26 protein-coding genes and 1 riboswitch are annotated in these 25,173 nt (G+C 71.3%); of the genes, 12 read left to right on the top strand and 14 right to left on the bottom strand.

The features are described from left to right. Window positions 1–8 precede the first annotated feature (8 nt). A complete protein-coding gene (locus tag ACIA47_RS22230; protein WP_396710498.1) occupies window positions 9–2,915 on the top strand; it encodes a vitamin B12-dependent ribonucleotide reductase in 2,907 nt (968 codons plus the stop codon). A 605-nt stretch (window positions 2,916–3,520) separates the two neighbouring features. On the opposite strand, the gene ACIA47_RS22225 is transcribed toward ACIA47_RS22230, so the two are convergent. Both ACIA47_RS22225 and ACIA47_RS22220 read right to left on the bottom strand, forming a co-directional pair. Further along, entirely contained in the window at window positions 3,521–3,703 is a 183-nt protein-coding gene (locus ACIA47_RS22225; RefSeq protein WP_203123090.1) for a DUF397 domain-containing protein, read from the bottom strand. A 10-nt stretch (window positions 3,704–3,713) separates the two neighbouring features. Next, window positions 3,714–4,559, bottom strand: a complete 846-nt coding sequence (locus tag ACIA47_RS22220) for a DUF5753 domain-containing protein (RefSeq protein WP_396710496.1) — start codon at window positions 4,557–4,559, stop codon at window positions 3,714–3,716. Between ACIA47_RS22220 and ACIA47_RS22215 the strand changes: the two genes are divergently transcribed. Together ACIA47_RS22215 and ACIA47_RS22210 are read left to right on the top strand one after the other, a co-directional pair. Beyond that, on the top strand, window positions 4,558–4,692 hold the full coding sequence (locus tag ACIA47_RS22215) for a hypothetical protein (protein ID WP_396710311.1): 135 nt from the start codon (window positions 4,558–4,560) through the stop codon (window positions 4,690–4,692). The genes ACIA47_RS22220 and ACIA47_RS22215 overlap by 2 nt on opposite strands. Further along, window positions 4,689–4,871, top strand: a complete 183-nt coding sequence (locus ACIA47_RS22210) for a hypothetical protein (RefSeq protein WP_396710309.1) — start codon at window positions 4,689–4,691, stop codon at window positions 4,869–4,871. The genes ACIA47_RS22215 and ACIA47_RS22210 overlap by 4 nt, the downstream gene beginning before the upstream one ends. Before the next feature lie 52 nt (window positions 4,872–4,923). On the opposite strand, the gene ACIA47_RS22205 is transcribed toward ACIA47_RS22210, so the two are convergent. The 3 genes from ACIA47_RS22205 to ACIA47_RS22195 all read right to left on the bottom strand — a co-directional run bounded on the left by ACIA47_RS22205 (window position 4,924) and on the right by ACIA47_RS22195 (window position 7,597). Continuing rightward, a complete protein-coding gene (locus tag ACIA47_RS22205; protein ID WP_396710307.1) occupies window positions 4,924–5,823 on the bottom strand; it encodes a bifunctional 5,10-methylenetetrahydrofolate dehydrogenase/5,10-methenyltetrahydrofolate cyclohydrolase in 900 nt (299 codons plus the stop codon). Window positions 5,824–5,987: 164 nt separating this feature from the next. Continuing rightward, a complete protein-coding gene (bluB, locus tag ACIA47_RS22200; protein WP_396710305.1) occupies window positions 5,988–6,617 on the bottom strand; it encodes a 5,6-dimethylbenzimidazole synthase in 630 nt (209 codons plus the stop codon). A gap of 30 nt (window positions 6,618–6,647) precedes the next feature. Next, a riboswitch (cobalamin riboswitch) is annotated at window positions 6,648–6,848 on the bottom strand. Between the two features lie 47 nt (window positions 6,849–6,895). After that, entirely contained in the window at window positions 6,896–7,597 is a 702-nt protein-coding gene (locus ACIA47_RS22195) for an alpha/beta hydrolase (protein WP_238411481.1), read from the bottom strand. Window positions 7,598–7,892: 295 nt separating this feature from the next. Here ACIA47_RS22195 and ACIA47_RS22190 point away from each other — a divergent pair, with 295 nt between their 5' ends. Further along, entirely contained in the window at window positions 7,893–8,462 is a 570-nt protein-coding gene (locus ACIA47_RS22190; protein ID WP_203123078.1) for a sigma-70 family RNA polymerase sigma factor, read from the top strand. Between the two features lie 16 nt (window positions 8,463–8,478). Next, window positions 8,479–9,444 (top strand): CU044_5270 family protein, encoded by a 966-nt coding sequence (locus ACIA47_RS22185; protein ID WP_396710302.1) that lies wholly within the window; start codon window positions 8,479–8,481, stop codon window positions 9,442–9,444. 49 nt (window positions 9,445–9,493) lie between these two features. On the opposite strand, the gene ACIA47_RS22180 is transcribed toward ACIA47_RS22185, so the two are convergent. Further along, a complete protein-coding gene (locus ACIA47_RS22180; RefSeq protein WP_396710300.1) occupies window positions 9,494–10,606 on the bottom strand; it encodes an FAD-dependent monooxygenase in 1,113 nt (370 codons plus the stop codon). A 136-nt stretch (window positions 10,607–10,742) separates the two neighbouring features. On the opposite strand from ACIA47_RS22180, the gene ACIA47_RS22175 reads away from it, so the two are divergent. Further along, on the top strand, window positions 10,743–11,678 hold the full coding sequence (locus ACIA47_RS22175; protein ID WP_396710298.1) for a DUF2332 domain-containing protein: 936 nt from the start codon (window positions 10,743–10,745) through the stop codon (window positions 11,676–11,678). A 32-nt stretch (window positions 11,679–11,710) separates the two neighbouring features. Here the strand turns inward: ACIA47_RS22175 and ACIA47_RS22170 are convergent, their stop codons facing one another. Genes ACIA47_RS22170 through ACIA47_RS22160 form a run of 3 tightly spaced genes read right to left on the bottom strand, consistent with a single transcriptional unit; the run spans window position 11,711 to window position 14,110 of the window. Then, window positions 11,711–12,652 carry a MerR family transcriptional regulator gene (locus ACIA47_RS22170; RefSeq protein ID WP_396710296.1) on the bottom strand — a complete coding sequence of 314 codons (942 nt, stop codon included), beginning with the start codon at window positions 12,650–12,652 and terminating at the stop codon, window positions 11,711–11,713. 33 nt (window positions 12,653–12,685) lie between these two features. Further along, window positions 12,686–13,543 carry an alpha/beta fold hydrolase gene (locus ACIA47_RS22165; RefSeq protein WP_238411478.1) on the bottom strand — a complete coding sequence of 286 codons (858 nt, stop codon included), beginning with the start codon at window positions 13,541–13,543 and terminating at the stop codon, window positions 12,686–12,688. Between the two features lie 3 nt (window positions 13,544–13,546). Further along, window positions 13,547–14,110, bottom strand: coding sequence for a dihydrofolate reductase family protein (locus ACIA47_RS22160; protein WP_203123083.1), 564 nt, complete (start codon window positions 14,108–14,110; stop codon window positions 13,547–13,549). A 148-nt stretch (window positions 14,111–14,258) separates the two neighbouring features. On the opposite strand from ACIA47_RS22160, the gene ACIA47_RS22155 reads away from it, so the two are divergent. Both ACIA47_RS22155 and ACIA47_RS22150 read left to right on the top strand, forming a co-directional pair. Beyond that, the gene (locus ACIA47_RS22155; protein ID WP_203123085.1) at window positions 14,259–14,513 is read left to right on the top strand and encodes a DUF5522 domain-containing protein; all 255 of its coding nucleotides are present in this window, start codon (window positions 14,259–14,261) and stop codon (window positions 14,511–14,513) included. A gap of 98 nt (window positions 14,514–14,611) precedes the next feature. Beyond that, entirely contained in the window at window positions 14,612–15,160 is a 549-nt protein-coding gene (locus ACIA47_RS22150; protein ID WP_396710293.1) for a hypothetical protein, read from the top strand. A 19-nt stretch (window positions 15,161–15,179) separates the two neighbouring features. On the opposite strand, the gene ACIA47_RS22145 is transcribed toward ACIA47_RS22150, so the two are convergent. Beyond that, window positions 15,180–15,869: a metal-dependent transcriptional regulator gene (locus ACIA47_RS22145; protein ID WP_091400569.1), complete on the bottom strand. Its 690-nt coding sequence runs from the start codon at window positions 15,867–15,869 to the stop codon at window positions 15,180–15,182. Between the two features lie 100 nt (window positions 15,870–15,969). On the opposite strand from ACIA47_RS22145, the gene ACIA47_RS22140 reads away from it, so the two are divergent. The 3 genes from ACIA47_RS22140 to ACIA47_RS22130 are packed head-to-tail and all read left to right on the top strand — an operon-like array spanning window position 15,970 to window position 20,640. Next, window positions 15,970–16,830, top strand: coding sequence for a sulfurtransferase (locus ACIA47_RS22140; protein WP_396710291.1), 861 nt, complete (start codon window positions 15,970–15,972; stop codon window positions 16,828–16,830). Window positions 16,831–16,878: 48 nt separating this feature from the next. Further along, complete coding sequence (locus ACIA47_RS22135; protein WP_396710289.1) at window positions 16,879–18,060, top strand: acetoin utilization protein AcuC; 1,182 nt, start codon at window positions 16,879–16,881, stop codon at window positions 18,058–18,060. Window positions 18,061–18,084: 24 nt separating this feature from the next. Further along, on the top strand, window positions 18,085–20,640 hold the full coding sequence (locus ACIA47_RS22130; protein WP_396710287.1) for a GNAT family N-acetyltransferase: 2,556 nt from the start codon (window positions 18,085–18,087) through the stop codon (window positions 20,638–20,640). 9 nt (window positions 20,641–20,649) lie between these two features. Here ACIA47_RS22130 and ACIA47_RS22125 read toward each other — a convergent pair whose 3' ends face one another. Both ACIA47_RS22125 and sigB read right to left on the bottom strand, forming a co-directional pair. Then, on the bottom strand, window positions 20,650–21,057 hold the full coding sequence (locus ACIA47_RS22125) for a VOC family protein (RefSeq protein ID WP_396710285.1): 408 nt from the start codon (window positions 21,055–21,057) through the stop codon (window positions 20,650–20,652). A 108-nt stretch (window positions 21,058–21,165) separates the two neighbouring features. Further along, on the bottom strand, window positions 21,166–22,182 hold the full coding sequence (gene sigB / locus ACIA47_RS22120; RefSeq protein WP_396710283.1) for an RNA polymerase sigma factor SigB: 1,017 nt from the start codon (window positions 22,180–22,182) through the stop codon (window positions 21,166–21,168). A 233-nt stretch (window positions 22,183–22,415) separates the two neighbouring features. Between sigB and ACIA47_RS22115 the strand changes: the two genes are divergently transcribed. Then, window positions 22,416–23,204: a sporulation protein gene (locus ACIA47_RS22115; RefSeq protein WP_396710494.1), complete on the top strand. Its 789-nt coding sequence runs from the start codon at window positions 22,416–22,418 to the stop codon at window positions 23,202–23,204. 61 nt (window positions 23,205–23,265) lie between these two features. Here ACIA47_RS22115 and dtd read toward each other — a convergent pair whose 3' ends face one another. Both dtd and ACIA47_RS22105 read right to left on the bottom strand, forming a co-directional pair. Then, the gene (gene dtd, locus ACIA47_RS22110) at window positions 23,266–23,688 is read right to left on the bottom strand and encodes a D-aminoacyl-tRNA deacylase (RefSeq protein WP_396710281.1); all 423 of its coding nucleotides are present in this window, start codon (window positions 23,686–23,688) and stop codon (window positions 23,266–23,268) included. Continuing rightward, window positions 23,688–25,172, bottom strand: coding sequence for a methyltransferase (locus ACIA47_RS22105; RefSeq protein WP_396710279.1), 1,485 nt, complete (start codon window positions 25,170–25,172; stop codon window positions 23,688–23,690). Before ACIA47_RS22105 ends, dtd begins: the two co-directional genes overlap by 1 nt. Window position 25,173: the final 1 nt, after the last annotated feature.

Here is a 25,173-nt window from a genome sequence, read left to right as displayed (position 1 = left end):
GACGCGCGGTGGGTGACCGCGCAGACGAGGGGGGCGACGGCGTGACAACTAGCCGTTCACGAAGCAAGGCAGGCGCGGGGCTGAAGATCGAGCGGGTGTGGACGACCGAGGGGGTCCACCCGTACGACGAGGTCTCCTGGGAGCGCCGTGACGTCGTGATGACGAACTGGCGGGACGGCTCGATCAACTTCGAGCAGCGTGGGGTGGAGTTCCCGGAGTCGTGGAGCGTCAACGCGGCCAACATCGTCACCACCAAGTACTTCCGGGGAGCGGTGGGGACCCCGGAGCGGGAGTGGTCGCTCAAGCAGCTGATCGACCGGGTGGTCACCACCTACCGCACCGCGGGTGAGGAGTACGGCTACTTCGCCAGCCCGGCCGACGCCGAGGTGTTCGCGCACGAGCTGACCTGGATGCTGCTGAACCAGGTGTTCAGCTTCAACTCGCCGGTCTGGTTCAACGTCGGCACGCCGTCGCCGCAGCAGGTCAGCGCCTGCTTCATCCTGGCCGTCGACGACTCGATGGACTCGATCCTCGACTGGTACAAGGAGGAGGGGCTGATCTTCAAGGGCGGCTCCGGCTCCGGGGTCAACCTGTCGCGGATCCGCTCGTCCCGTGAGCTGCTCTCCTCCGGCGGCAACGCCTCCGGCCCGGTCAGCTTCATGCGCGGCGCGGACGCCTCGGCCGGCACCATCAAGTCCGGCGGCGCGACCCGCCGGGCGGCCAAGATGGTCATCCTCGACGTTGACCACCCGGACATCCAGGAGTTCGTGGTCACGAAGGCGCGCGAGGAAGACAAGATCCGCGCGCTGCGTGACGCCGGGTTCGACATGGACCTCGGCGGCTCCGACATCGTCAGCGTGCAGTACCAGAACGCCAACAACTCGGTCCGCGTCTCCGACGAGTTCATGACCGCGGTGGAGAACGACGGCGGGTTCGACCTGCGGGGTCGGCTCGACGGCTCGACCATCGAGACGGTCGAGGCGAAGAAGCTGTTCCGTTCCATCGCCCAGGCCGCCTGGGAGTGCGCCGACCCGGGCCTGCAGTACGACGACACGATCAACGACTGGCACACCTGCCCGGAGACCGGGCGGATCACCGCGTCGAACCCGTGCTCGGAGTACCTGCACCTGGACAACTCCTCGTGCAACCTGGCCTCGCTCAACCTGATGAAGTTCCTCCGTGCCGACGGTGGCTTCGAGGTGGAGAAGTTCGTCAAGTCCGTCGAGTTCGTCATCACCGCGATGGACATCTCGATCTGCTTCGCGGACTTCCCGACCGAGAAGATCGGTGAGACGTCCCGCGCCTACCGGCAGCTCGGCATCGGCTACGCCAACCTGGGCGCGCTGCTGATGGCCACCGGCCTGCCGTACGACTCGGACCAGGGCCGCTCGGTCGCCGCGTCGATCACGTCCCTGATGACCGGCACCGCCTACCGCCGCTCCGCCGAGCTGGCCGGCGTCGTCGGCCCCTACGACGGCTACGCCCGCAACGCCGAGCCGCACAAGCGGGTCATGCGCAAGCACGCGGCGGCCAACGACGAGATCAAGCCGACCAGCCCGGTGGCGACCGCGATCGTCCGCGAGGCGACCAAGCAGTGGACCCAGGGCAACAAGATCGGCGACAAGTTCGGTTGGCGCAACGCGCAAGCGAGCGTCCTCGCCCCGACCGGCACGATCGGCTTCATGATGGACTGCGACACGACCGGCGTGGAGCCGGACCTGGCGCTGGTCAAGTTCAAGAAGCTGGTTGGCGGCGGCTCGATGCAGATCGTCAACCAGACGGTGCCGCGCGCCCTGCGCAGCCTCGGCTATCCCGAGGAGCAGGTCGAGGCTATCGTCGAGCACATCGCCGACCACGGCCACGTGGTGGACGCCCCCGGTCTCAAGCCGGAGCACTACCCGGTCTTCGACTGCGCCATGGGGGAGCGGACGATCGCCCCGATGGGTCACGTGCGGATGATGGCGGCCATCCAGCCGTTCGTCTCCGGCGCCATCTCCAAGACGGTCAACATGCCGGAGGCGGCCACCGTCGAGGACGTCGAGAAGATCTACTTCGAGGGCTGGAAGCTCGGCCTCAAGGCGCTGGCGATCTACCGGGACAACTGCAAGGTCGGCCAGCCGCTCTCGGTGGCCAAGTCCAACAAGGTCACCGAGCCGGCCGCCGTCGAGACCGCAGCGGCCGCGCCGGCCACGGTCGAGAAGGTCATCGAGTACCGGCCGGTGCGTAAGCGCCTGCCGAAGAAGCGCCCGTCCGAGACGGTCAGCTTCTCCGTCGGGGGCGCCGAGGGCTACCTGACCGCGTCGTCCTACCCGGACGACGGCCTCGGCGAGGTCTTCCTGAAGATGTCCAAGCAGGGCTCGACCCTGGCCGGCGTGATGGACGCCTTCTCGGTGGCCATCAGCATCGGCCTCCAGTACGGCGTGCCGCTGGAGACGTTCGTCAGCAAGTTCACCAACATGCGCTTCGAGCCGGCCGGCATGACCGACGACCCGGACGTGCGGATGGCGGCCTCGGTGATGGACTACATCTTCCGTCGCCTGGCGCTGGACTTCCTGCCCTACGAGCGTCGCGCCGAGCTGGGCATCTTCACCGCCTCGGAGCGGGCCGCGCAGCTGCGGGCAGAGGCCGACGCGGAGGCCGCCGGAGTCACCGGCGCCGAGCTCACCGCGATGGCGTCGTCCGCGCCGGTGGAGACCCCGGCCAAGCCGGAGGCTGTCGCCCAGCCGGCCCAGGAGATGGCCGACGTGGCCGCCGCCAAGCCGGCTCCGAGCGTGGGTTCCAGCACCGAACTGCTGGAGGCCGTGATCGGCAAGGCCGCCGACGCGCCGCTCTGCTTCACCTGCGGTACGAAGATGCGCCCCGCCGGTAGCTGCTACGTCTGCGAGGGCTGCGGCTCCACCAGCGGCTGCAGCTGACGTACGCGAAACGCGGCGCTGCCCCGGCTTCCCTCACGGGAGGTCGGGGCAGCGCCGTTTTCAGTTGCTCGTCATGCCGCTGCCCACGGGCATGATCAAGTGATGATAAGTAGGTCAGAGACGCCCCTGGGACCTACTTATGATCACTTGATCATGACGGGTCCGTCGGTGCTCGGCTCAGGCAGACGCGACGGTAAAGTCGCCGTAAGTCCGATGCGCAGCGACTGAGGGCGGCGTAGAGCAGGGCGCAGGATCAGCGGTCTTCGTCGCCCTCGGTTGGGCGTGGTGGGCGGTTGTGCTTGGCCCACTCGTCCACCTCGTCCGCGTCCCAGACAGTCGTCCCGATCAGACGGGCCACCGGCTAAGGGAAGCCAGGGCGGCGGGTGATCTGCAGTACCCGCTGCCGCGACACGTTGAACAGGGCGGCCAGCTCGCCAGGCCCGTACAAGCGCGGTCGCTTCATTGCCTGATCGTAGGTGCGCTTTGCGGGGCCGGTCTTAACGGAACTGCGACAGCAACAAGTAGGCCGACCCACCGCATCCTCAGTTGCTTCTACTGCAAGCCCCACCCAGAGTCCACGGCACGCCTGCCACCTCGGGGCGGGGCTACCGAATGCTGCGTACGAACTCCGTCCATGCGCCTTTTGTGAAGCGAAGCGTCGAACCGCGGGGATTCTTGCTGTCGCGCACCGCGATGCTCGTATCCAGTTCGGCTACCTCGACGCATGCGCCGCCGTTGTTGTCGCTGTAGCTCGACTTGCGCCAGACCGGGCGTTCCGAGTTTTCCATGATCACTCTCTCAGGTCTGTTGCCGCTCCATGTCGTCCGCCATCCGCAGGATGAGCTTGCGCGACTCTACCGGCCCGAGAGCGGCTGCCCGGAGTCGGTCCCACAGCCGAGTGTAGGCGCGAACCGCGTCAGGCCGGTCAAGGTAGTCGGCGTCAGTGAAGGTCTCGACGTAGACCACGTCGGATGCCGCGTCATCACCGAAACGCAGGATGATGAAGCTGAACGAGGCCGTCTCGTAAGTCTGCGCGTCGAACGGGAACACCTGCAACGCGACGTTGGGCTGTTTGCTGACCTCCGCCAGGTGCAGGAGTTGGCGGCGCATCGTCGTCCCGTCGCCGATGCTTCGGCGGAGCGCTGACTCACTAAGGATGAAGTTCAGGTCGGGTCCATCGTTCTGTCGCAGAATCGACTGACGTTCCATGCGGACGGCAACCTGCCGGTCGACCTCATCGGTGGACGGGCGAGGATGGTCGATCGCGTTCATGGCGCGGATGTACGGCTCGATCTGGAGAACTCCGGGGATGACCTCCGGCTGGTACCAGCGGATCTCTGACGCGTCGCCTTCGAGGTCCAGGTACTGGCGGAACCAGTCCGGCGCTGCGTTCCGATAAGTGCTCCAGCGTCCGCGTTGCCGGCCTGCTCGTGCAAGGTCGCGTAGTGGCTCGGCTTCATCGCCCCGGATTCCGTACAGATCGAGCAACAGGTTCAGGTCGGTGAGCCGGATCCCCGACTGTCCAAGCTCGACCCTGCTGATCTTGCTTGCTGCTGCGTCGATGGCAGCCGCCGCCTCGTCCTGCGTCTTACCTGCAGCCTCACGTGCCCGTTTGAGAGCAAGGCCGAGGCGCCGTCGCTGGATGCGTGCCGAGTTTGAGGGCGCACCCGTGTCGTTGGCCCTCTACATGGGGTCCTACCCGGTCTGGGCGGCCGAGGACCTGACCTGGGTGCCCGCCGGGCTGCTGCACCGCCGTTTCCTGGGCTGGGTCCGGTGAGTCTGATCCGGCGGGGAGACGAGCGGTTCCACTACAGCGACAACTCGCACAAGTGGATCCCGCCGGACCCGGACTACGACCAGGAGGTCTGGGACGAGATGGTTCGGCAGCACCAGCTCCAGCACCTGGAGGAGATCTCCACACGCAGAAAGCCGGCCCGATCACTTGATGCTGAGTAGTTGTGGACGAGCCGCTCCGACTACTCAGCATCAAGTGATCTTGGCTATCGGGCTACTGGCTCGCGCGCTCGGCGGCGCGTACGGCGTTGCGGAACAGCATCGCGACGGTGGTCGGGCCGACCCCGCCGACCCGGGGCGTGATGGCGCCGGCGACCTCGGCGCACGCTTCGTCCACGTCCGGCAGGAGACGCCGGCCTTCATAGCGGACGCCGGCGCCGATGACGACGGCGCCGGGTTTGACGTGCTCAGGCTGCACGATCCGGGGTACGCCGGCGGCGGCGACGAGGATGTCGGCGCGGCGGGTGTAGCGGGCCCAGTCGGGAACACCCGTGTGGACGACGGTGACGGCGGCGTTGGCGGTGGGGCGCTTCTGGGCGAGCAGCATGGCCAGGGGGCGGCCGAGGGTGGCACCGCGGCCGAGGATCACGACCTCACGACCGGCGACGGGGATCTCGTAGTAGGCCAGGAGGGCTTCGATGCCGGCGGGGGTGCACGGCAGCGGACCGGGCAGGCCGACGGCGAGACGCCCCATGTTCAGCGGATGCATCCCGTCGACGTCCTTGTCCGGGTCGATGGTCTGCAGCGCCGCGTCGTAGTCCAGGTGCCCCGGCACGGGGTACTGCACGAGCAGCCCGTGCACGGCCGGGTCACTGTTGAATCGGGCAATGGCCTGGTGCAGCTCGGCCTGGGTGGCGGTGGCGGGCAGGTGCGCGTGCGGGGAGGCGAACCCGAGCGCGGCGGCCTGACGCTGCTTGATGGAGATGTAGCCGGCGCTGGCGTCGTCGTCGCCGACGAGGATGGTGGCGAGGCTCGGTGTGATGCCGCGGCTGCGGAGGCGGGCGGCTGCGTCGGCGGTCTCGGCCAGGACGGCTTCGGCGACGGGTGCACCCGGCAGGAGTCGGGCCGCGCCCGACGGGGTGTGGTTCTCGACGGTTGGGCTGGTCGTGGTCATGACGGTTCCTCGACGCGGGCGCCCAGGCGGTCGACGCCCGCGAGAGGCTCCCCGATGGTTCCACCATCCCCGTGCCGCCAGTCGCCGGTGCTTCGATAATGCCGCATCACCAGGGCGACTGCCCAGCTCGGGGTCGAGGCGGAGGCACCGCTCCAGCTACCCGGTCACTCGGTCGTCCAACGATCGTGGTGGATCACCGACGACACCGGACGTCGCTGGCGCCAGCCGTGCCGCTCCAGGTCCGGTGTCTGCTCCAAATGGGTGACCGGGCCGAGGCAGAGCCACGCCACCGGGCGGACGGTGGCCGGGATGCCGAGCAGGTCGCGCAGGAACGGCTCCCGGTAGAACGAAACCCAACCGACCCCGAGCTGCTCGGCGGTCGCGGCCAGCCACAGGTTCTGGATCGCCAGACAGACCGAGTAGAGGCCGGCGTCGGCGATCGCGTGCCGACCGAGCACGGCCGGTCCGCCCCGCTCCGGGTCGTACGTGACCACGACTGACATCGTCGACTCTCGTACGCCATCGATCTTGATCCGGGCGAAGCGTTCCGCCGCCGCACCCTCGAGAGTGGCCGCGAAGGTGTCCCGTTCCCGCTGCACGTGCCGGTGGAACTCCCGCCGCAGCTCGGGATCGCGGACCAGGATGAAGTCCCAGGGCTGGGAGAGGCCGACGCTCGGCGCGGCGTGCGCCGCCTTGAGGATCCGGTTCAACGTGTCGTCGGGGATCGGTGCCCCGGTGAACTGGGCACGTACGTCCCGGCGGCGGTGGATGGTCTCGTAGAGTCCGGTGTCCAAGGCAGGCTCCCGCTGCGCTCGTGCCCCTGACGGGGGTCGATGACGCGAGGCCGGTCTTCGGACTCCCGGATCTACGCTGGTCACCCGCCTTCCCAACCCCGCAGGGTCAGTGGCTGCGTCTGGTACGCCTGGGTGGCAACTCCCCGGTCACCGCGGCGGGCCCGTGCCGGACTCACACCGGCTTCCCGATTCTCCCCACTCGCGCGGGGCACCTCGCAACGTTTGTTCCACCGCCCACCATAGCGGCCGACGAACCTGGGACGAATCCTGCCGTGAATTCAGGCGGAAAGTTCCGCCCGGATCAGCGCGGCCAGCTCGGCGGGCCGAGAAAGGAATGGCGAGTGCGAGGAGTCCATCCGCAACACCCGCTCGGCCCGCTTGGCCATGAGTTCCTGCGCGAAGGGCGGAAGAGCGTTGTCGGCTGCACAAATGACGTAGGTGCTGGGAATGGTGCGCCACGCTGCCCCGGTCAGCGGCTGCTGCGTCGAGGCCCATGACTGGAGTCCGAGTCGCGCAACGGCCTGTTCCGCGATTTCCGGATCGACGTCGCCGTAGAAGACCTCTCGGGGCTGCGATGGCTCGATGTGACCCTTGCCCTTCAGATCCGTCCGCTCGTGCACCTTCCACCAGGGCGGAGCAACGCCACCGGCGGTGGAGAAGACCGAATCGCCGACGTCCGGCTGGAAAGCAGCGAGATAGACAATGCGGCGTACGTTGTCCGCGGCAGTGAGCGCCTCCGTGACCGGGCTGCCACCGTAGGAGTGGGCGACGACCACGACCGGGCCTTCGATGGCGGCGACGGCGGCCTTGACCACTGCCGCGTCGTCGTAGAGGTCCCCGAGGGCAGTGGGGTCGTCGCCGCTACTGGGTAGCGCGACGGTGTGGATGTCAATATCCGGGAACTGCTCGATGAGCGACTGCCAGACCCAGGGGCCGTGCCAGGCGCCGTGCACGAGAAGAAGCGACGGAATGCTTTTCAAGATAGTGTCCTGCCCGCATCGATTAAATGGTCGGATCTGGAGTTCGCCGCCCACGCCGTCGCGTATTACTACGGCGCGCGGCACTCATCTCGACCGGCGACAGCGGAAATATATGCCGCTACTTTCGGGTAGCACGGTGCGGTCGACTATGAGCCGAGCCACAGGCCCGGTGGCGACGGTGTTGCCGTGACTGACGACACGTTGCCGGCCCATCTGCTTGTCGTGCCGGATGGTTCGGTAACACCCGCGCTCCGTCCTACGAAGAAGGGGTGTAACGGCTACGAGAGGACGGCCTGTGAATGACCCTAACCACGCGGAAGGTGATATTTCCGGCATCGGGGCCGATCCGGTGGCCTTCGAGGTCTTCTACCGGCGGCACCTGGAGGCGGTGGGCCGGTTCGTGGCGCGGCGGGTCGACGACCCGCATCTCGCCGCCGACCTGACCGCCGACGTGTTCCTGGCGGTGATCGAGTCGGCGGCCGGGTACCGGCCGGAGCGGGGTAGCCAGATCGGCTGGCTGTACGGGGTGGCCCGCAACGTCATCGGCGACGAGCGGCGTCGGGCGGCCCAACGGCTGCGGGTCACCGGCCGACTGGCCGGACGACGGGACCTCGGCCCCGATGACATCGCGCGCATCGAGGAGCGGATCGACGCCGAATCGGCGGCCCGTCGCACCCATCGGGCGCTGAGCGAGCTACCCGAGGGCACCCGGACGCTCGTCGAACTCGTCGCCGTGGACGGCCTCACCGTCACGGAGGCGGCGGCAGTGCTCGGGATGTCGCCGGTCGCCGCTCGGGTCCGCCTGCATCGTGCCCGCCGCGTCGTCCGCGCCGTGCTCGCCCGCCCGGTCACCACCCTCGCCTGATGAGACGGAGATAACGATGAACGAGACCGAACGGTCGCCGCGGGGTTTCGAGGAGCAGCTCCTCAGGGATCTGACCGCACACGTCGCCCACCGGGCCGAGATGGCGGCGGCGGCCCGTCCCGCCGGACGACGTACCCGGTTCCTGCGGGGTTGGCGCCTCGTCGGAGCGTTCGGGCTGGCAGTGACACTGACCGCCGGTGCGTTGGCGGTCCAGACCATGAGGGTGGGCGACGAGCCGCCGCCGACGGCCAGCGCGTCGGAGATCTTCCATCTGGCGGCCGACGCGGCCCGGCAGCAGCCGGAGCTCACCGCCCGACCCGATCAGTACGTCTTCACGGAATCCCTGGCCACGATCCGGGACATGCCGGACAGCGGGCCTTACCAGACCATCCGGAACCAACTGTGGCAGTCGGCCGGCGGAGTCGCGTACACGCAGGGACGCTACCGACCGGAGAGCGACCCGAACGGGTGGGGCGAGCTGCGGGAGCTCCGGATGAACGATGCCGCCGATCCCACGAAGGATCTCGACGCGTTCCAGCCGCCGGCATACCACGGCGACCTGCCCACCGACCCGGACGAGCTGCTTCGATACCTTCGGGAAAACCCGGTCGACCTGCACCTCCCCGAAGGCGCCGATGAGGAGGCCGTCTACGGGGACGAGAGCATGGCGTACACCACCGCGCGGTCGATGCTCCAGGGCTACGTGCCACCCCGAGCGCTGGCGGCGCTGTTCGAACTGTTGGCACGGGAGCCCGGGGCTGTCGTCATATCGGCCGACGTGGTGGACGCCGCCGGTCGGCATGGGGTGGCGATCCGGATGCCCGGTGTGATCGGCGGCAACGAGGACTTGCTCTTCGACCGCGACACCCACGTCTTCCTCGGCCGGCGGGGGTCGGTGGTGCGCAACGGCAAGGAGTCCCTGCACACGGCTGTCGCGCTACTGCGCATCGCCATCGTGGACCGGCCCGGCCAGCTGCCCTGAGCGGTGTAGGCGCGCCCCAGCCCTGACCGGGCCGGTCACCTCGGACCGGTCAGGGCTGGACGAACAGTGGCCCGTAGTTCGAGCGGAACATCTGCTCGCCGAGGCGGCGCATCACCAGGTCGCGCAGCACGGGCGGGAGCCCGGTGGCCTTGTCACGGCGATGGGTCTGGCTGAGCACCCAGTTCGTCCGCGGCCGGCGCCGCGCCTCGAAAGCACGCAACGCGGCGGCGACGGAGTCGGCGGCGGCCAACGACGAAGCGAGCACGACGGCGTCCTCCAGGGCCATCGCCGCGCCCTGGGCCATGTTCGGCGAGGTCGCGTGGGCGGCGTCGCCGATCAGCAGCACCGGCCCCCGGGACCAGGAGTCGAGCACGACCTCCTGGTTCGGCCCGGCGTGCAGGGTGCTGTCGTCGTAGTCGAGGGCCTTGAGCATTGTGGTCACCGGCTCGGTGAACGTCGCGGCCAGCTCGTCGCGCCAGCCGGGCCGGTCGGCCACCGGGCCGTCGTTGTAGTAGCAGTACGTCTGCTCGGCGCTGATCGGGATGGTCAGGAACTGCCTCCCGCGCCCCAACTGCACCGACCAGACCGGCTCGTCGTCGATCCGGGGAGCAACCCACCGGTACGCGTACTGGCCGAGGTCGCGGGCGGCCTGGCCGTCGAAGGCGAGCCGGCGGACCGTCGAGTTCACCCCGTCCGCGCCGAGCACCAGGTCGTACCGTGCGGTGCTGTCGTCGTCGAACTCGACGGCGACCTGGTCGCCCTCCTGGGCCAGCGCGACCGGTTGGCGGCCCCAGCGGATCGGGGTGTCGCCGACGCCGGCGAGCAGCGCCCGGTGCAGTTGCGCCCGGTGCAGCGACACGCACGGTCCGACGCCCTGCCACAGCGCGGCCACGTCGATGTCGAAGAGGCGACGCCCGCGCTGGTTGGCGCTGCGCTGCCGGGTGATCTCCACGGAGATGTCGGCGACCGGCTCGGCCAGACCGAGTACGTCGAGCATCCGGGTCGCGTTGCCGGTGAGGTAGATGCCGGTGCCGGAGTCGGTCGGCCCGGACGCTCGCTCGACCACATCGACAGTCGCGCCCCACTCGCGCAGCGCGACCACCGTCGCCAGTCCGGCGACACCTCCGCCGACGATCAGTACCCGGACACCGTCTCCCCGCACGACACGTTCCTCCCCGTTGCCCACCCCGCTGAGCTGCTGCTCAACAGTCCGGCCGCCGCAGCACTCTACGAGGCGGGTGAGTCAGCGCACGGGAACGGGGGCTGAAATACCGAGGAATGGGCTGCGACGATGAGGCATGACGACCGCTGAGACGTACGCCGAGTTCGGCAGCCGCGAGGCGCGCGGGGTGTCGCCCACGTATGAGCGCCTGTCGCAGGCCGTCGCCCGCGACGACGACCTGCTCACAGTGCTCGACGGGCTTCCGCCGGCCAAGCGGCAGCCGAATCTGCTGTTCGGCGTCGTTCGCTGGCTCGGCGGCCCGGTCGACGACCCGGCCGCGTTCCACGACTACGTGGTGACGCACTGGCCGGCCATCGAGACGCAGATGCGTGCCCGGGCCACCCAGACGAACGAGGCGGGCCGGTGCGCGGTCCTGCTGCCGGTGCTCGCCGCGTTGCCGCAGCCCCTCGCCCTGCTGGAGGTCGGTGCGTCGGCAGGGCTCTGCCTCTACCCCGACCGGTACGCGTACCGCTACGGCGACCATCGGGTCGGCTCCGGGGAGCTGGTCCTCGACTGCGCGGCCGTTGGGTTGGTGCCGCCGGCCCGCGTACCCCAGGTGGTGTGGCGGGCCGGCCTGGACCTCAACCCGCTCGACGTGACCGACCCCGACGACGTGTCCTGGTTGGACGCTCTGATCTGGCCGGAGCACGCTCACCGGCGGGCCCGGCTGCGCGCCGCGGCGGCGGTCGCCGCCGCCGACCCGCCGCTGCTGGTCCGCGGCGACCTGGTGGACGACCTGCCGGCGCTGGCCGCGCGGGCGCCGACCGACGCGACGCTGGTGGTCTTCCACACGTCAGTGCTCTATCAGGTGCCGCCCCCGCGCCGGGACGCGTTCGTCCGGTTGGTCCGCGAGCTGCCCGGGCACTGGGTGGCGAACGAAGGGCCGGAGGTGCTCCGGTACGACGGGCTGCCCGACCCGCCGAGCGACGTGCTGCACAACGTCCTCGCCCTCGACGGAAGGCCACTGGCCTGGGCCAGGGGCCACGGCCAGGCGCTGACCTGGTTGGGCTGACGTCACCAGGCCGCTCTTTCGACGCAGTCAGCTCAATGAGCCGGCTCGGCCATCCGGTGGCGCAGGGCCCGGATGAACCAGTCCACCGCCGGCACCGTCGCATCGCCGGCGGGCCAGCCGTTGAGCACCGCCAACAGGTCGAGGTAGCGGTCCCGGCGGGGGTCGTTGGCCGGCACCAGCCGTTCGAGCAACCGCCGACGCAGGTCGACCTCGTCGGAGCGACAGTGCAGGCTCGCGTACCGGTTGGTGACGGCTGCGACCACCGGATCGGCGTCCAGGCTGCCCGGGTCGAGTCCAGCGGCGAGGGCGGGGGCCACCGCGTCCCGGACCACCGCGACGGCGTCCGGGCGGGGCAGCCCCGGGACGTCGTGGTCGGCGCCGTGCTGTCGCGCCAGCCGCCGCATCCGGGCCCGGAACGCGGGGTCCCGGCACAACTCGGCCAGCTCCAGCCACGCCTCGATCTGCTCGGTACTGGGATCGTCGGGAAGCTCCGGCGTCAACGAGACGATCACACCCGGGTACGCGGGCTGGTCGCCGAGGCCGGCGAAGACGCTGTCTAGGAAGTCGGTCATCAACTTCCCGCGTTCGCGGGTAATGAGCTGGGCCAGTCGGTGCAGCTCGTCCACCTCGGCCGGGCCCGACCCACGCCTTGCCGCGACGGTGAGCACCGCCTGGCGCAGCCGCAGCACCCGGATCTGCACGGCCAACGCCTCGGCGTGCGCGGCGGCGACCTCGGGCAGGGGTACCTCGTGATCCACCACCCGCCGGATGGTGGCCAGGTCCAGGCCCAGGTCACGCAGCGTCCGGACCAGCTCCAACCGGGCCACGGCCTCCGGGCCGTACCGCCGGTAGCCGGCCTGGCTCCGGTCCGTCGGTGGCACGATCCCGCTGTCGGCGTAGTACCGGATGGTCTTGACGCTCAGGCCGGTCCGCCGGGCCAGCTCGCCGATCGTGTGAAACGTCTGCCCGCTCATGTCCCAACCCTCGCGTCTCCCCCCGGTGGAGACTCAAGCACCGTGCGAGCCGACGAGGAACGCCGCGACCGTCGCGGTGAACGCCTCGGCGTCGTCCAGCCATGGGTAGTGCCCGGCACCGGGCTGAACGACCAGCTCGGCGCGCGGACTCAGCTCGGCGAACTGGGTCACCAGGCCCGGCGGTGCGGCCAGGTCGACAGCGCCGGCGAGCAGCAGCACCGGGCCTCGATGTGCGGCGAGCGCCGCACGGGTGGCCGGCGGATCGAAGGCGCCTTCGGAGCTGAAGACCCGCGCCAGCTCCTCGTTGCGCTGGCCGGACTCGGCGGCCTGGTGGGCCTGAGCGGCCGTGTCCCACCGGCCGTACAAGAACGGCGCGATCTCCTGCTTGGAGTCCGGCCCGGCCCGACCCGAGAGGATGGACTTCAACGCCGCCGCTGCCACCGGAAACCACGGCTCGCCGGCCCGGGCCTCGGTGACCTCCTGGCGCTGCGCTGCGGTCACCTCCAGCCCGACCGCTCGGATGCTCGGGTTGACCAGCGCGAGTCGGCCCACCCGATCGGGATGCCCGGTCAGGTACCGCAGAGCCAGGTTGGCGCCGGCGGAGTGCCCGAGCAGATCCAGCCGGTCGAGGCCCAGGTGCCCGCGCAGCGCCTCCACATCGTCGACCATGCGGTCGCAGCGGCACGTCGAGACGTCCACCGGGGCCGCCGACCGGCCGGTGCCCCGCGGATCGAGGATGACCAGCGTCCGGTGCGCGCCCAGACCGCCGAGGTCACCGAGGTACGCGGAGTCGCGCATCGGCCCGCCCGGCAGGCAGACCACCGGGTCCCCAACCCCGACCGTCCGGTACGCGAGGTTGGTCCCGTCGGTTGCGGTGAAAGTGGTGATCATCGGTCAGCGGACCCGCTCGTGGTGGAGCAGGACCACGCCGTTGCTGAAGACCCGGCTCTCCACGAGTCGCAGACCGGTCGGGGCGTCCGCCTCGGGAAAGAGCCGGCGGCCCCGACCGAGCAACACCGGGTGGACGTAGATCCGGTACTCGTCGATCAGGTCGTGCCGGGCGAACGTCGCGGCCAGGTCGGCCCCACCCAGCGCCAGGTCGCCGCCCGGCTCGGCGGTGAGCCTGCGGACCTGCTCGACGTCGACCTCGTGCACGACTGTGGCGTTCCAGTCGGCGTGGTCGAGGGTGCGCGAGTAGACGATCTTCGGCATGTCCCGCCAGATGCGGGCGAACTCGCGCTCCGGGCCGCTGGCGGTCGGGTCCTGGTCGGCGGTCGGCCAGTAGGCGGCCATCAGCTCGTGGCTGACCCGGCCGCTGAGGAACCCGCCCATCGGGGCGATCACGTCGTTGAAGTGCTGGTGCAACTCCTCGTCGACCTGGTGCCAGCCGATGTCGCCGCCCGGGCCCTCGAAGAACCCGTCCAACGACACGCTCATCTGCACAACGATCTTCCGCATCGTTTCCCCTCCGTACGCGTCGACGGGTGTCGAACCCGATCGTCGTCGGACCGTACGACGAAACGACCGCCCGCCGCGACGACGCCGGGGTTATGTCGGGCATCCAGGCAGCGGGAGTCCGACCACGAACCGTCCCTAGACTGCTGCGGTGACCGGAGAGCGACGACCCTTGGCCGACCGGCCGCTCACCGAGCCGCACCCGTCCCGGCTGCCGTCCGACCATCCCGACCGGGCCCGGATCCTCGCCGCGCACACCGCCGCGCTGGCCGCCGGTGAGGCCGGTTACCTCGACCCGGCAAGCGGCCTTTTTGTGCTCAGCGCCAAGTTCCTGGCCCGCCGTGGCACGTGCTGCGGGCGCGGCTGCCGGCACTGTCCGTACGTGGATGATCCACCCTCGGAATAGGCGGGAACGAGGACTTCCGCGCAACACCGACACCCCGTACGGTGTCCGACGGACACTTGGCGGGCGCCTTCCGCCGTCGGTCGGCGAGAGGGTGGGACGTGCGCGGTCGGATCGTGGTCGCCGGGCTGGCCGGGCTGCTGGTGAGCGGCTGCGCCGACGAGGCGGAACCGGTGGCGGTGCCGCCGCCGGTGCCGATCACGGTGGACGCGGCGGCGGCCTCCTCGGGCGGCGCCTGCCGCCTGCTGGACTTCACAGTCATCGAGCAGGTGGTGAAGGTCCGCTTCGACGTGGCGGCGGCCAGCGAACAGGGCGACACCCACACCTGCGTGGTCCGGGCCTCCGGCGCGACCCTGCCGGAGCTGACGCTCAGCGTGACCGAGACCACGATCGACAAGACCAGCTTCGGCGCGGACGTGGTGCCGGACAAGGCGGCGAAGGTCACCGGGCTGGGCCAGCAGGCGTACAAGCGGACCACCGCCGCGGCGAGCGGGCACGGGCCGGTCGCCGAGGTGGGCTGGCTGGCCGGCGACGGACGGCTGGCCACGGTGAGTTGGACCACGGCCCGTGGCAGTGAGCGCTCGACGGTGGAGAAGCTGACCGGTGACCTGACCGCGTTGGCGAAAAAGGTGGACACCCGGACGTTGTGACGCCCGGGTGCCCGAAAGGTCAGTTGGCGGCGACGAAGACCCGGGAGGCGACCTCGCGGGGCAGCCGCACCCGGTCACCGGAGCGGTCGATCGACACCCCGTCGCGCTCCTGGGCCACTGTCACCGTGGCGCCCGGGTCGACACCGGCGGCGTGCAGTTGGCGCAGCACGTCGGCGTCCTTCTGCACGCTCTCGCAGATCCGGCGCACCACGACCGACCCGGAGAGGCCCGGGAAGGCCAGGTTGCGCTCGCCCTCGGCGGCCTCGGTGGTCTCCGCCGCCGGCGAACCCAGCTCCTGAAGCCCGGGGATCGGGTTGCCGTACGGGGAACGGGTCGGCCGGTTGAGCAGGTCGTAGACCCGCTTCTCCACTGCGTCGCTCATCACGTGCTCCCAGCGGCAGGCCTCCTCGTGGGCCTCCTCGTAGGGCATCCCGATGACGTTGACCAGCAGCAGCTCGGCGAGGCGGTGCTTGCGCATCACGGACACGGCGCTGCCGCGACCCAGGGCGGTGAGCGTCAGGTGCCGGTCTCCCTCGACGGTGAGCAGGCCGTCGCGCTCCATCCGGGCGACGGTCTGGCTCACGGTGGGGCCACTCTGCTGCAGCCTTTCGGCGATCCGGGCACGCAGCGGTGGCACCCCCTCTTCTTCCAACTCGAGGATGGTGCGCAGGTACATTTCGGTCGTGTCGACCAGGTCGTGAGACTTCATAAGGTCAGCGGTCCTCCGGTGCACGATATTACCTCGGGGAACGGCGGGTGACCTTCGGCGAACCGCGTGCCGTCTATGCGAATGGTGTTGGATGGTCGCCATGTCCGGTACCCAGGAGCCGTTGGCCGAGGTCGATCGGCTCGTCGCCGAGCTCGACCAGGTCGATCCGCCCACCCTGCTCGACGTCCGCTGGCGGCTCATCGGTCCGCCCGGGCGCGACGACTACCTCGCCGGCCACCTGCCCGGGGCGGTCTTCGTCGACCTGGACACCGCGCTCTGCGGGGCGCCGGGCGCCGGCGGCCGGCACCCGTTGCCCGACCCGGCCGCGTTGCAGTCCGCGCTGCGGGCCGCCGGCGTCCGCGCCGGTCACCCCGTGGTGGTGTACGACGGCGGCGACGGCATGGCCGCCGCACGGGCCTGGTGGACGCTGCGCTGGGCAGGTCACCGGTCGGTGCGCCTGCTGCACGGCGGCTACCCGGCCTGGGTCGCCGCCGGCCGGCCCGTCTCCACCGACGCGCCCGCCCCGACCCCCGGTGACGTCGTGGTACGCCCCGGCGATCTCCCGGTGCTCGACGCCGGGCAGGCCGCCGCGCTGGCCGCCGCGGACGACGCCGTGCTGCTCGACGTACGGGCGGCGCCCCGCTACCGGGGTGAGGTCGAGCCGATCGACCCGGTAGCCGGGCACGTGCCCGGAGCGGCGAACCTGCCCGCCGGGGAGTACGTCGGACCGGACGGCCGTTTCCTGGCCGCCGACGTGCTGAGCGAGCGGTTCGCCGCCGCCGGGGTGACCGAGGGGCGGGCAGTCGGGGCGTACTGCGGCTCGGGGGTGACCGCCGCCCAGGCGGTGCTCGCGCTGCACCTGGCCGGCCGCACGGACGCCGCGCTCTACGTTGGATCGTGGAGCAACTGGGTGGCGGACCCGGCGCGACCGGTCGCCTCCGGGTCGACACCCGGCCGCTGACCAGCGCGTGCGGTGGGCCGGCGCCGATCCTCGTGCGACGATGGGCCCATGTCCGACGACACGGTTGTGGTGTGGGACGAGTCGCTGCTCGCCTACGACATGGGTGACCATCCACTCGACCCGGTCCGGGTGGAGCTGACCATCGCGCTCGCCCGCGAGCTGGGCATCCTGAATCGGCCCGGGGTGCGGATGGTCAAGCCGGAGCCCGCCGACGATGCCCTGCTCACTCGGGTGCACGCGCCGGCCTACCTCGCCGCCGTGCGCAACGCGCCGCGCGACCCGCTCTTCGCCGGGTACGGGCTCGGCACCTCCGACAACCCGGTCTTCGAGGGTATGCACGAGTCCAGCGCGCTCATCGCCGGCGCAACGGTGGCCGCCGCCGAGGCGGTCTGGCGCGGCGACGCCCGGCGGGCGGTGAACGTGGCCGGTGGTCTGCACCACGCGATGTCCGCCCGAGCCTCCGGCTTCTGCGTCTACAACGACCCGGCGGTCGCCATCGCCCGCCTGCTCGACCTGGGCGCCGAGCGGGTCGCGTACGTGGACGTCGACGTGCACCACGGCGACGGGGTGCAGGACATCTTCTGGAACGACCCGCGCGTCCTGACGGTCAGCCTGCACGAGACCCCGCTGGCGCTCTTCCCGGGCACGGGCTTCCCGGACGAGACGGGTGGGCCGGGTGCGCAGGGCACCGCTGTCAACATGCCGCTGCCGCCCGGTGTCGACGACAGCGGCTGGCAGCGCGCGTTCCACGCGATCGTGCCGTCGGTGCTGCGCGCGTTCCGGCCGCAGGTGCTGGTCAGCCAGTGCGGCGCCGACGGGCACCGGCTGGATCCGCTCGCCGACCTGAACCTGACGGTGGACGGGCAGCGGGCCACCTACCTGGCGATGCGGGCGCTCGCCGACGAGTTGTGCGACGGCCGATGGGTGGCCACCGGCGGCGGCGGGTACGCGCTCGTCGAAGTGGTGCCCCGGGCCTGGAGTCACCTGCTGGCCGTGGCCACCGGTGACCCGATCGACCCGGCCACGCTCACCCCACCCGCGTGGCGGGACCTGGTCGCCTCCCGCAGCCTGGGCCGGGAGGTGCCGCTGCGGATGACCGACGACGCCGACCCGTCGTACGAGCCGTGGCAGCCGACCGGCGAGCCGAACGCGGTGGACCGGGCGATCGCGGCCACCCGCAAGACGGTCTTCCCGCTGCTCGGGCTCGACCCGCACGATCCACGGGACTGAGCCGGGCCGGGGGAGGGCGTTCCGGTGACGAGCGTGGACCAGCCGGTCGACGTGCTGCTCAGTGATGGCAGCACGGTCCAGTTGCGACCCATCGACCCGACCGACGCGCCGGGCATCGTGGCGATGCACAGCCGTTTCTCCGAGCGCACCCGCTACCTGCGGTACTTCTCGCCGTACCCGCGCATCCCGGAGCGGGATCTGATCCGTTTCGTCACCGTGGACCACCACGACCGGGAGGCGTTCGTGGTGCTGGCCGCCGACCAGATCGTCGCGGTCGGCCGGTACGAGCGGCTCGGCCCGCAGGCCCCCGAGGCGGAGGTGGCCTTCGTGGTGGAGGACGCCTACCAGGGGCGGGGCATCGGCTCGGTGCTGATGGAACACCTGGCCGACGCGGCCCGCCGCAACGACATCATGAGCTTCGTCGCGGAGGTGCTGCCGGCCAACGGGACGATGTTGCGGGTCTTCGCCGACTTCGGCTACCAGGTCCAGCGCGAGTACGCCGACGGCGTGGTCCACCTGAGCTTCCCCATCGCGCCCACCGAGGCCAGCCTGGAGGTGCAGCGCGGCCGGGAGCACCGCACCGAGGCCCGCTCGATCGCCCGGCTGCTCGCCCCGCGCGGCATCGTCGTCTACGGCGCCAGCGCCACCGGCCAGGGCGTCGGCGCGGCGGTGCTCGGGCACCTGCGCGACGGCGGGTTCACCGGTGCGGTGGTGCCGGTGCATCCGAGCGCGTCGACAGTGGCGGGCCTCCCGGCGTACCCGTCGGCGGTTGATGCCGGAGCGCCGGTGGACCTGGCGGTGGTGGCGGTCCCACCGGAGGCGGCGACCGCCGTGGTCGCCGACGCCGCTGCCGCGGGGGTGCACGGCCTGGTGATCATCTCGGCCGGCTTCGCCGAGGCCGGCGGCGAGGGCGCGGCCACCCAGCGGGCACTGGTCCGCGCGGCGCACGCGGCCGGGATGCGGGTCGTCGGCCCGAACTGCCTGGGCGTGGCCAACACCGACCCGACGGTACGCCTCAACGCCACCCTCGCCCCGGCCCTGCCGCCGGCCGGTCGGGTCGGCATCTTCAGTCAGTCGGGTGCGTTCGGGGTGGCGCTGCTCGCCGAGGCGGACCGGCGGGGCCTCGGGCTGTCCAGCTTCGTCTCGGCCGGCAACCGGGCCGACGTCTCCGGCAACGACCTCCTGCAGTACTGGCAGGACGACCCCGGCACCGACGTGATCATGCTCTACCTGGAGACCTTCGGGAACCCGCGCAAGTTCGCCCGGTTGGCCCGGCGGATCGGCCGCGCCAAACCGGTCGTCGCGCTCGCCTCGCCGGCCCGTCCGCCCGGGGTCGGTGACGCCGCCGGGCCGGACGAGGTGGCGGTGGCGGCGCTCTTCGCCCAGTCCGGGGTGATTCGGGTGGACACCGTGCCGGAGTTGCTCGACGTGGGTGTGCTGCTGGCCAACCAGCCGTTGCCGGCCGGCGGCCGGGTCGGTGTGGTCGGCAACTCCTCGGCCCTCACCGGGCTCGCCGCGACCGCCTGCGTCGGGCACGGCCTGAGCGTGGCCGACGGTTATCCCCGCGACGTCGGGCCGAGCGCCGGTGCGGCCGTGTTCGCCGCCGCGCTCGCCGAGACGGCCGCTGACGAACGGGTGGACGCCCTGGTGGTGGTCTTCGCCCCGCCGCTACCCGGCCAGCTGACCGAGGTGGACGCCGACGTGACCGCCGCGCTGCCGGCCGCCCTCGCGCTGGGCAAGCCGACCGTGGCGACGTTCCTGGTCGGGCGACTGTCACCGGGGGTGCCGGCGTACGGCGGCGTGGAGGAGGCGGTCCGCGCGCTCGCCCGCGCGCACCGGTACGCCGAGTGGCTTCGCCGCCCGCCCGGGGTGGCACCGGAGCTGCCCGACCTCGATCGGGCTGCCGCGCAGGCCGCGCTCCGGGCCGACGCCACCGACCCGGGTGCGCTGCTGGCCGCGTACGGCATCGACGTGGTGCCCTCGGTGTCCGTCGACTCGGTCGACGCTGCGGTCGACGCGGCGGCGCGGCTGGGCTTCCCGGTGGCGCTCAAGGCGGCCGCCCCCGGGCTGCGGCACCGGCTCGACCTCGGCGCGGTCCGGCTGGACCTGCCCGACGAGCCGACCCTCCGCCGGGCGTACGCGGACCTGGCGGCGACCTTCGGCGCGGACGCGCTGGTCCAGCCGATGGTCTCGCCCGGCGTGGCCTGCGTGGTGGAGGTGGTGGAAGACCCCGCGTTCGGGCCGGTGGTCGGTTTCGGCCTGGGCGGGGTCGCCACCGAGCTGCTCGGCGATCGGGCCTGGCGGGCGGTGCCGCTGACCGACCGGGACGCGGCCGAGCTGGTCGACGAGCCTCGGGCGGCGCCGCTGCTGCGCGGGCACCGGGGGGCCGCGCCGGTCGACCGGGCGGCCCTGGCCGACCTGCTGCTGCGGGTGGGTCAGCTCGCCGACGAACAGCCCCGGGTGCGGTCGCTGACCCTCAACCCGGTGCTCGCCCGCCCGGACGGCATCTCGATCCTGCACGCGCAGGTAGGGGTGGGTGGCGTGGTGGCCCGCCCGGACACCGGCCCCCGCCGCCTGTGAGCGTGCCGGTCAGGCGCGGCTGGAGATCTGCTGGACGCCCCAGGTGTTGCCGTCCGGGTCAGCGAAGAAGACGAAGCCGACATTGTCCAGCGGATCCGGCACCGGCCGGGGGTTCTGACCCACCACCTGGATGTCGCTGACCTCCACGCCCCGCCCGACCAGCTCCTCGTGGGCCCGCTTCAGGTTGGGTACCACCAGTTGCAGACCTTTGAGTGAGCCGGGCGGCATCTGCGGGACGACGCCCTTACCGATCACGATCGAGCAGCCGGAGCCGGGCGGGGTCAGCTGGACGATGCGCGCCTCCTCGCTGATCACCGTGTCGTGGTCCACAGTGAAGCCGAGCTGATCGGCGTAGAACTTCTTCGCCCGGTCCACATCGGCGACCGGCACGATCACCACTTCAAGTGTCCAGTTCATCGTCGCTCTCCTCGCGTCGTCGGTCAGCGGACGGTGTCCCAGTCAAGCACCTCGACAGCACGGAAGGCCCCGGCGAACCGCCAGGGCCTTCCGTGGGAACCGGGTGCGTCAGCAGGCGTACGCCTCCAGGCGCTGGGCCCGCTCCGGGGCGCGCAGCTTCAGCAGCGTCACCTTCTCGATCTGCCGGATCCGCTCCCGGGACAGGCCGAACTCCCGGCCGACCTCGTCCAGGGTGCGCTGGCGGCCGTCGTCCAGGCCGAACCGGAGGCGGATGACCGCCTGTTCCCGCTGGGACAGGGTGGAGAGCACGATGCTGACCTCGTTGCGCAGCTCGCCCTGGGCGGCGGCGTCGCCCGGCTCGGTGCGCGGGTCCACCGAGGCCACGAAGTCGCCGAGCGCGCTCTCACCGTCGTCGCCGACGGCCTGGTCCAGGCTGACCGGTTCCCGGTCGTAGGAGATCAGCTCGATGACCTGGATCTCGGGGATCTCCAGTGCCCGGGCCACCTCGGCGACAGTCGGCTCGCGGCCCAGCGTCACCGCCAGTTCGCGGCGGGCCCGAACCATCCGGTTGACCTGCTCGACCATGTGCACCGGGATGCGGATGGTGCGGGCCTGGTCGGCCATGGCGCGGGTGATTGCCTGTCGGATCCACCAGGTGGCGTACGTGGAGAACTTGTAGCCCTTGGCGTAGTCGAACTTCTCCACCGCCCGGATCAGACCGAGGTTGCCCTCCTGGATCAGGTCGAGGAACGCCATGCCACGGCCGGTGTAGCGCTTGGCGATGCTGACCACCAGCCGCAGGTTCGCCTCCAACAGGTGGTCCTTGGCTGCGCGACCCTCCGCGACGATCAGCTCCAGGTCGGCTCGCAGCTCCGCGGAGACCGGGGTGCAGGTGGCCAGCTTCTCGTCGGCGAACAGGCCGGCCTCGACGCGCCGGGCCAGGTCGACCTCCTGCGCGGCGGTCAGCAGCTTCGTCCGGCCGATTCCGTTGAGGTAGGCCCGGACCAGGTCGGTGGAGATGCCGCGCTCGTCGGTGGCGTCCAGGTCGACGAGGGCCTCGGGGGCGGCGTCAGTGTCGGTCGTGGTTGCCGGGCGCGTCCGGTGTTCCGTCATCTGAAGGACCATCTCTGTCTCTCCCCGTTTCCACGTCGGTGCCGTGTTCCCGGCCCAGTGGTGCCGGTGTGAACAACAGCTTGGCGGGCGGGGCGTAAAACGGGAGTGAGGCGATCGGGCAACCGACAGGAATTGCGTCGGATCGTTGGCGCGGTGTGTCACCGGAGTGTGTGGTTGCCCGCCCCGGCTACGTTGCGGACGGCCGGCCACCCCTGGTCGGCCGAAAACGACAGTTGGAGGACGGTGTGGTCTTCAAGCGGCTCATGAAGGCGATGGGCGTCGGTGGTCCGTCGGTGGAGACGGTGCTCGCCAACGCGAACTGCCGCCCGGGCGGCCATCTGGAGGGCCGGATCCAGGTGCTGGGCGGCGACCACCAGGTCGACATCGACCACGTCGCCCTCGGCCTGGTCACCCGGGTCGAGGTGGAGAGCGGCGACAACGACTACGACACCACTCAGGAGTTCCACCGCCAGCAGGTCACCGGCGCGTTCCGGCTGGAGCCGGGGCAGCGCTACGACCTTCCGTTCCGCTTCGACGTGCCGTGGGAGACACCGGTCACCGAGCTGTACGGGCAGCACCTGCACGGGATGACGATGGGCCTGCGTACCGAGCTGGAGGTCGCCCGCGCGGTCGACAAGGGTGACCTGGACGCCGTGTCGGTGCACCCGCTGCCGGCGCAGGAGCGACTGCTGGACGCGCTGCTGCGGCTGGGCTTCCGGTTCGCCCGCGCCGACGTGGAGCGTGGCCACATCTACGGCGTACACCAGACGTTGCCGTTCTACCAGGAGATCGAGTTCAGCCCGGCACCGCAGTACGCCCGTTCGATCAACCAGTTGGAGGTCACCTTCATCGCCGACGCGCAGCAGATGCAGGTGGTGCTGGAGGTCGACAAGCGCGGCGGTGTCTTCACCGAGGGCCGGGACGCCTTCGGCCGGTTCACCGTCGATCACGCCACCGCCGACCGCACCGACTGGACCGCCGAACTCGACAACTGGCTCCGCCAGTCCCTGTCCCGCCGAGGCCTCTTCTCCTAACCGACCCGCCCCCACCCCCGCATCAACCGGGGTGGGGGTCGGGGACAGGCGGACGGCGGGGTTAGATGTCCAGGAGGAGGGTTTGGGGGCCTATGTTCGTGCTGTCGACCAGCATGTGGGCGCGGAAGCGGCCGGTCTCGACCTTGGCACCCCGTTGGCGGAGCGCGTCGACGACCGCTGTCACCAGTGGCTCGGCGACCTCGGCGGGGGCGGCGGCGGTCCAGCTCGGTCGGCGGCCCTTGCGGACGTCGCCGTAGAGGGTGAACTGGCTGACCACCAGGATCGGCGCGCCGGTGTCGGCGACGGACCGCTCACCGTCCAGGATGCGCACCTCGTGCACCTTGCGGGCCATCGTCTGAGCGGTCTCCGCGGTGTCGGTGTGGGTCACGCCGAGCAGCACCAGCAGGCCGTTCTCGATGGCACCGACCACCTCGCCGTCCACCGTCACGCTGGCCCGCCCGACGGTCTGCACCACCGCCCGCATCAGGCGCTCACCGGCTCGATGAAGCCACGCTCCACCAGGTGCGCCACGATCGGGCCGGCGGCCTCGGCCACCTCGTCGGGCTCGACGTCGTGCGCGGCGGCGAGCAGGGCGAGCTGGTCACGCAGCGGCAGCCGGCCCTCGGCGCCACCGACCAGCGCCAGCACCAGCGGGTCGATCTCCTCGGTCCAGCGCAGGCCGTGCGGCATCGCGAGGACCTGCCGGTCCACCCCCCAGCCCTCGTCGCCCATGGTGGCCTCCTGTCGCAGCTGGAGGCCCTCGGCGGCCCGGTAGCGCTCGGCGAGCAACGCCTCGGTGTCGCGTACCCGGAGAAAGTCCTGGCGGTCGAACCAGGCGGCGACCTGGTCGCCCAGCGGTGGCTGCACCCGCTGGCGCAGATCCTCCACCCGGACCACCGGGTCGGCGTGCCCGCCCCGACGCAGTGACACGATGCCGAAGCCGATGCCCTCCACCTTGTGCGCGTCGAACCAGTCCAGCCAGGCGGCCATCCGTTGCGGGTCGGCGGTCTCGCCGACGTCGGTGAGCCACAGTTCGACGTACGCCATCGGGTCGGCCACCTCGCGCTGGATCACCCAGGCGTCCAGGCCGGTCCCGGCGAACCAGCCGGCCACCCGCTCGTCCCACTCCTCGCCGGCGACGTGCACCCAGTTCGCCAGGTACTGCATGGTGCCGCCCTCGGTGAGCAGGCCCGGGGCGGCGGCGGCCAGCTCGGCGCCGATCGCGTCACCGACCCGGCCGGAGTCGCGGTACACGTGCGTGGTGGTGCCCGGGCCGACCACGAACGGTGGGTTGCTCACCACCAGGTCGAACCGCCGACCGGCCACCGGGGCGACCAGGTCGCCGCGGAGCAGCTCCCAGTCCTGACCGTTGAGGGCGGCGGTGGTCGCGGCGAAGCGCAGCGCCCGCTCGGAGAGGTCGGTGGCGGTCACCGACCTGGCGTGGGTGCCCAGGTGCAGGGCCTGGATCCCGGAGCCGGTGCCCAGGTCCAGTGCGGTGTCGACCGGCCGGCGCATGGTCGCGCCGATCAGGGTGTGGGTCGCCCCTCCGACGCCGAGGACGTGCTCGGCGTGCAACGGGCGACCCGGGCGGGCGCTGGCCGGCACGTCGGCGAGCACCCACCAGTCCTCGCCGTACGGCTCCAGGTCGATGCCGGCACGCAGGCCGTCGCCGTACCGCTCGACCAGCCCGCCGGCCAGCGCCTCGGCCAGGCTCAGCGGCGCCAGGGCGGCGGCCACCGCGGCCTCCGACTCGGTCTGGGCGCAGATGAACACCCGGATCAGCGTGCCGAGCGGGTCCCGGTCCTCGGTGGCGCGCAGCGCCGCCCGGTAGTCGTTGCGCGCGACCCCGCCGGTGGCCTGCGAGCCGAGCCGGCCGGCGATGCCGTTGCTGGTGAATCCGGCCCGGGTCAGCGCGGTGCGCAGCGCGTCGACGCCGGCGGGGGAGAGCAGCATGTCGTGTTCGTCCACC

This window comes from Micromonospora sp. NPDC051227 (assembly GCF_044455385.1).
Lineage (GTDB): Bacteria > Actinomycetota > Actinomycetes > Mycobacteriales > Micromonosporaceae > Micromonospora.
The sequence above is the reverse complement of the archived record's forward strand: the minus strand, read 5'-3'. Positions and strand labels throughout refer to the sequence as shown.

Excerpts from the sequence above, each read along its gene's own strand:
- dtd (WP_396710281.1), bottom strand. The coding sequence starts at position 23,688 with ATGCGGGCGGTGGTGCAGACCGTCGGGCGGGCCAGCGTGACGGTGGAC.
- sigB (WP_396710283.1), bottom strand. The coding sequence starts at position 22,182 with ATGGTCCTTCAGATGACGGAACACCGGACGCGCCCGGCAACCACGACC.
- ACIA47_RS22135 (WP_396710289.1), top strand. The coding sequence starts at position 16,879 with ATGTCCGACGACACGGTTGTGGTGTGGGACGAGTCGCTGCTCGCCTAC.
- ACIA47_RS22140 (WP_396710291.1), top strand. The coding sequence starts at position 15,970 with ATGTCCGGTACCCAGGAGCCGTTGGCCGAGGTCGATCGGCTCGTCGCC.
- ACIA47_RS22185 (WP_396710302.1), top strand. The coding sequence starts at position 8,479 with ATGAACGAGACCGAACGGTCGCCGCGGGGTTTCGAGGAGCAGCTCCTC.
- ACIA47_RS22205 (WP_396710307.1), bottom strand. The coding sequence starts at position 5,823 with ATGACCACGACCAGCCCAACCGTCGAGAACCACACCCCGTCGGGCGCG.
- ACIA47_RS22125 (WP_396710285.1), bottom strand. The coding sequence starts at position 21,057 with ATGAACTGGACACTTGAAGTGGTGATCGTGCCGGTCGCCGATGTGGAC.
- ACIA47_RS22165 (WP_238411478.1), bottom strand. The coding sequence starts at position 13,543 with ATGATCACCACTTTCACCGCAACCGACGGGACCAACCTCGCGTACCGG.
- ACIA47_RS22175 (WP_396710298.1), top strand. The coding sequence starts at position 10,743 with ATGACGACCGCTGAGACGTACGCCGAGTTCGGCAGCCGCGAGGCGCGC.
- ACIA47_RS22160 (WP_203123083.1), bottom strand. The coding sequence starts at position 14,110 with ATGCGGAAGATCGTTGTGCAGATGAGCGTGTCGTTGGACGGGTTCTTC.
- ACIA47_RS22170 (WP_396710296.1), bottom strand. The coding sequence starts at position 12,652 with ATGAGCGGGCAGACGTTTCACACGATCGGCGAGCTGGCCCGGCGGACC.
- ACIA47_RS22225 (WP_203123090.1), bottom strand. The coding sequence starts at position 3,703 with ATGGAAAACTCGGAACGCCCGGTCTGGCGCAAGTCGAGCTACAGCGAC.
- ACIA47_RS22215 (WP_396710311.1), top strand. The coding sequence starts at position 4,558 with ATGCGTGCCGAGTTTGAGGGCGCACCCGTGTCGTTGGCCCTCTACATG.
- ACIA47_RS22145 (WP_091400569.1), bottom strand. The coding sequence starts at position 15,869 with ATGAAGTCTCACGACCTGGTCGACACGACCGAAATGTACCTGCGCACC.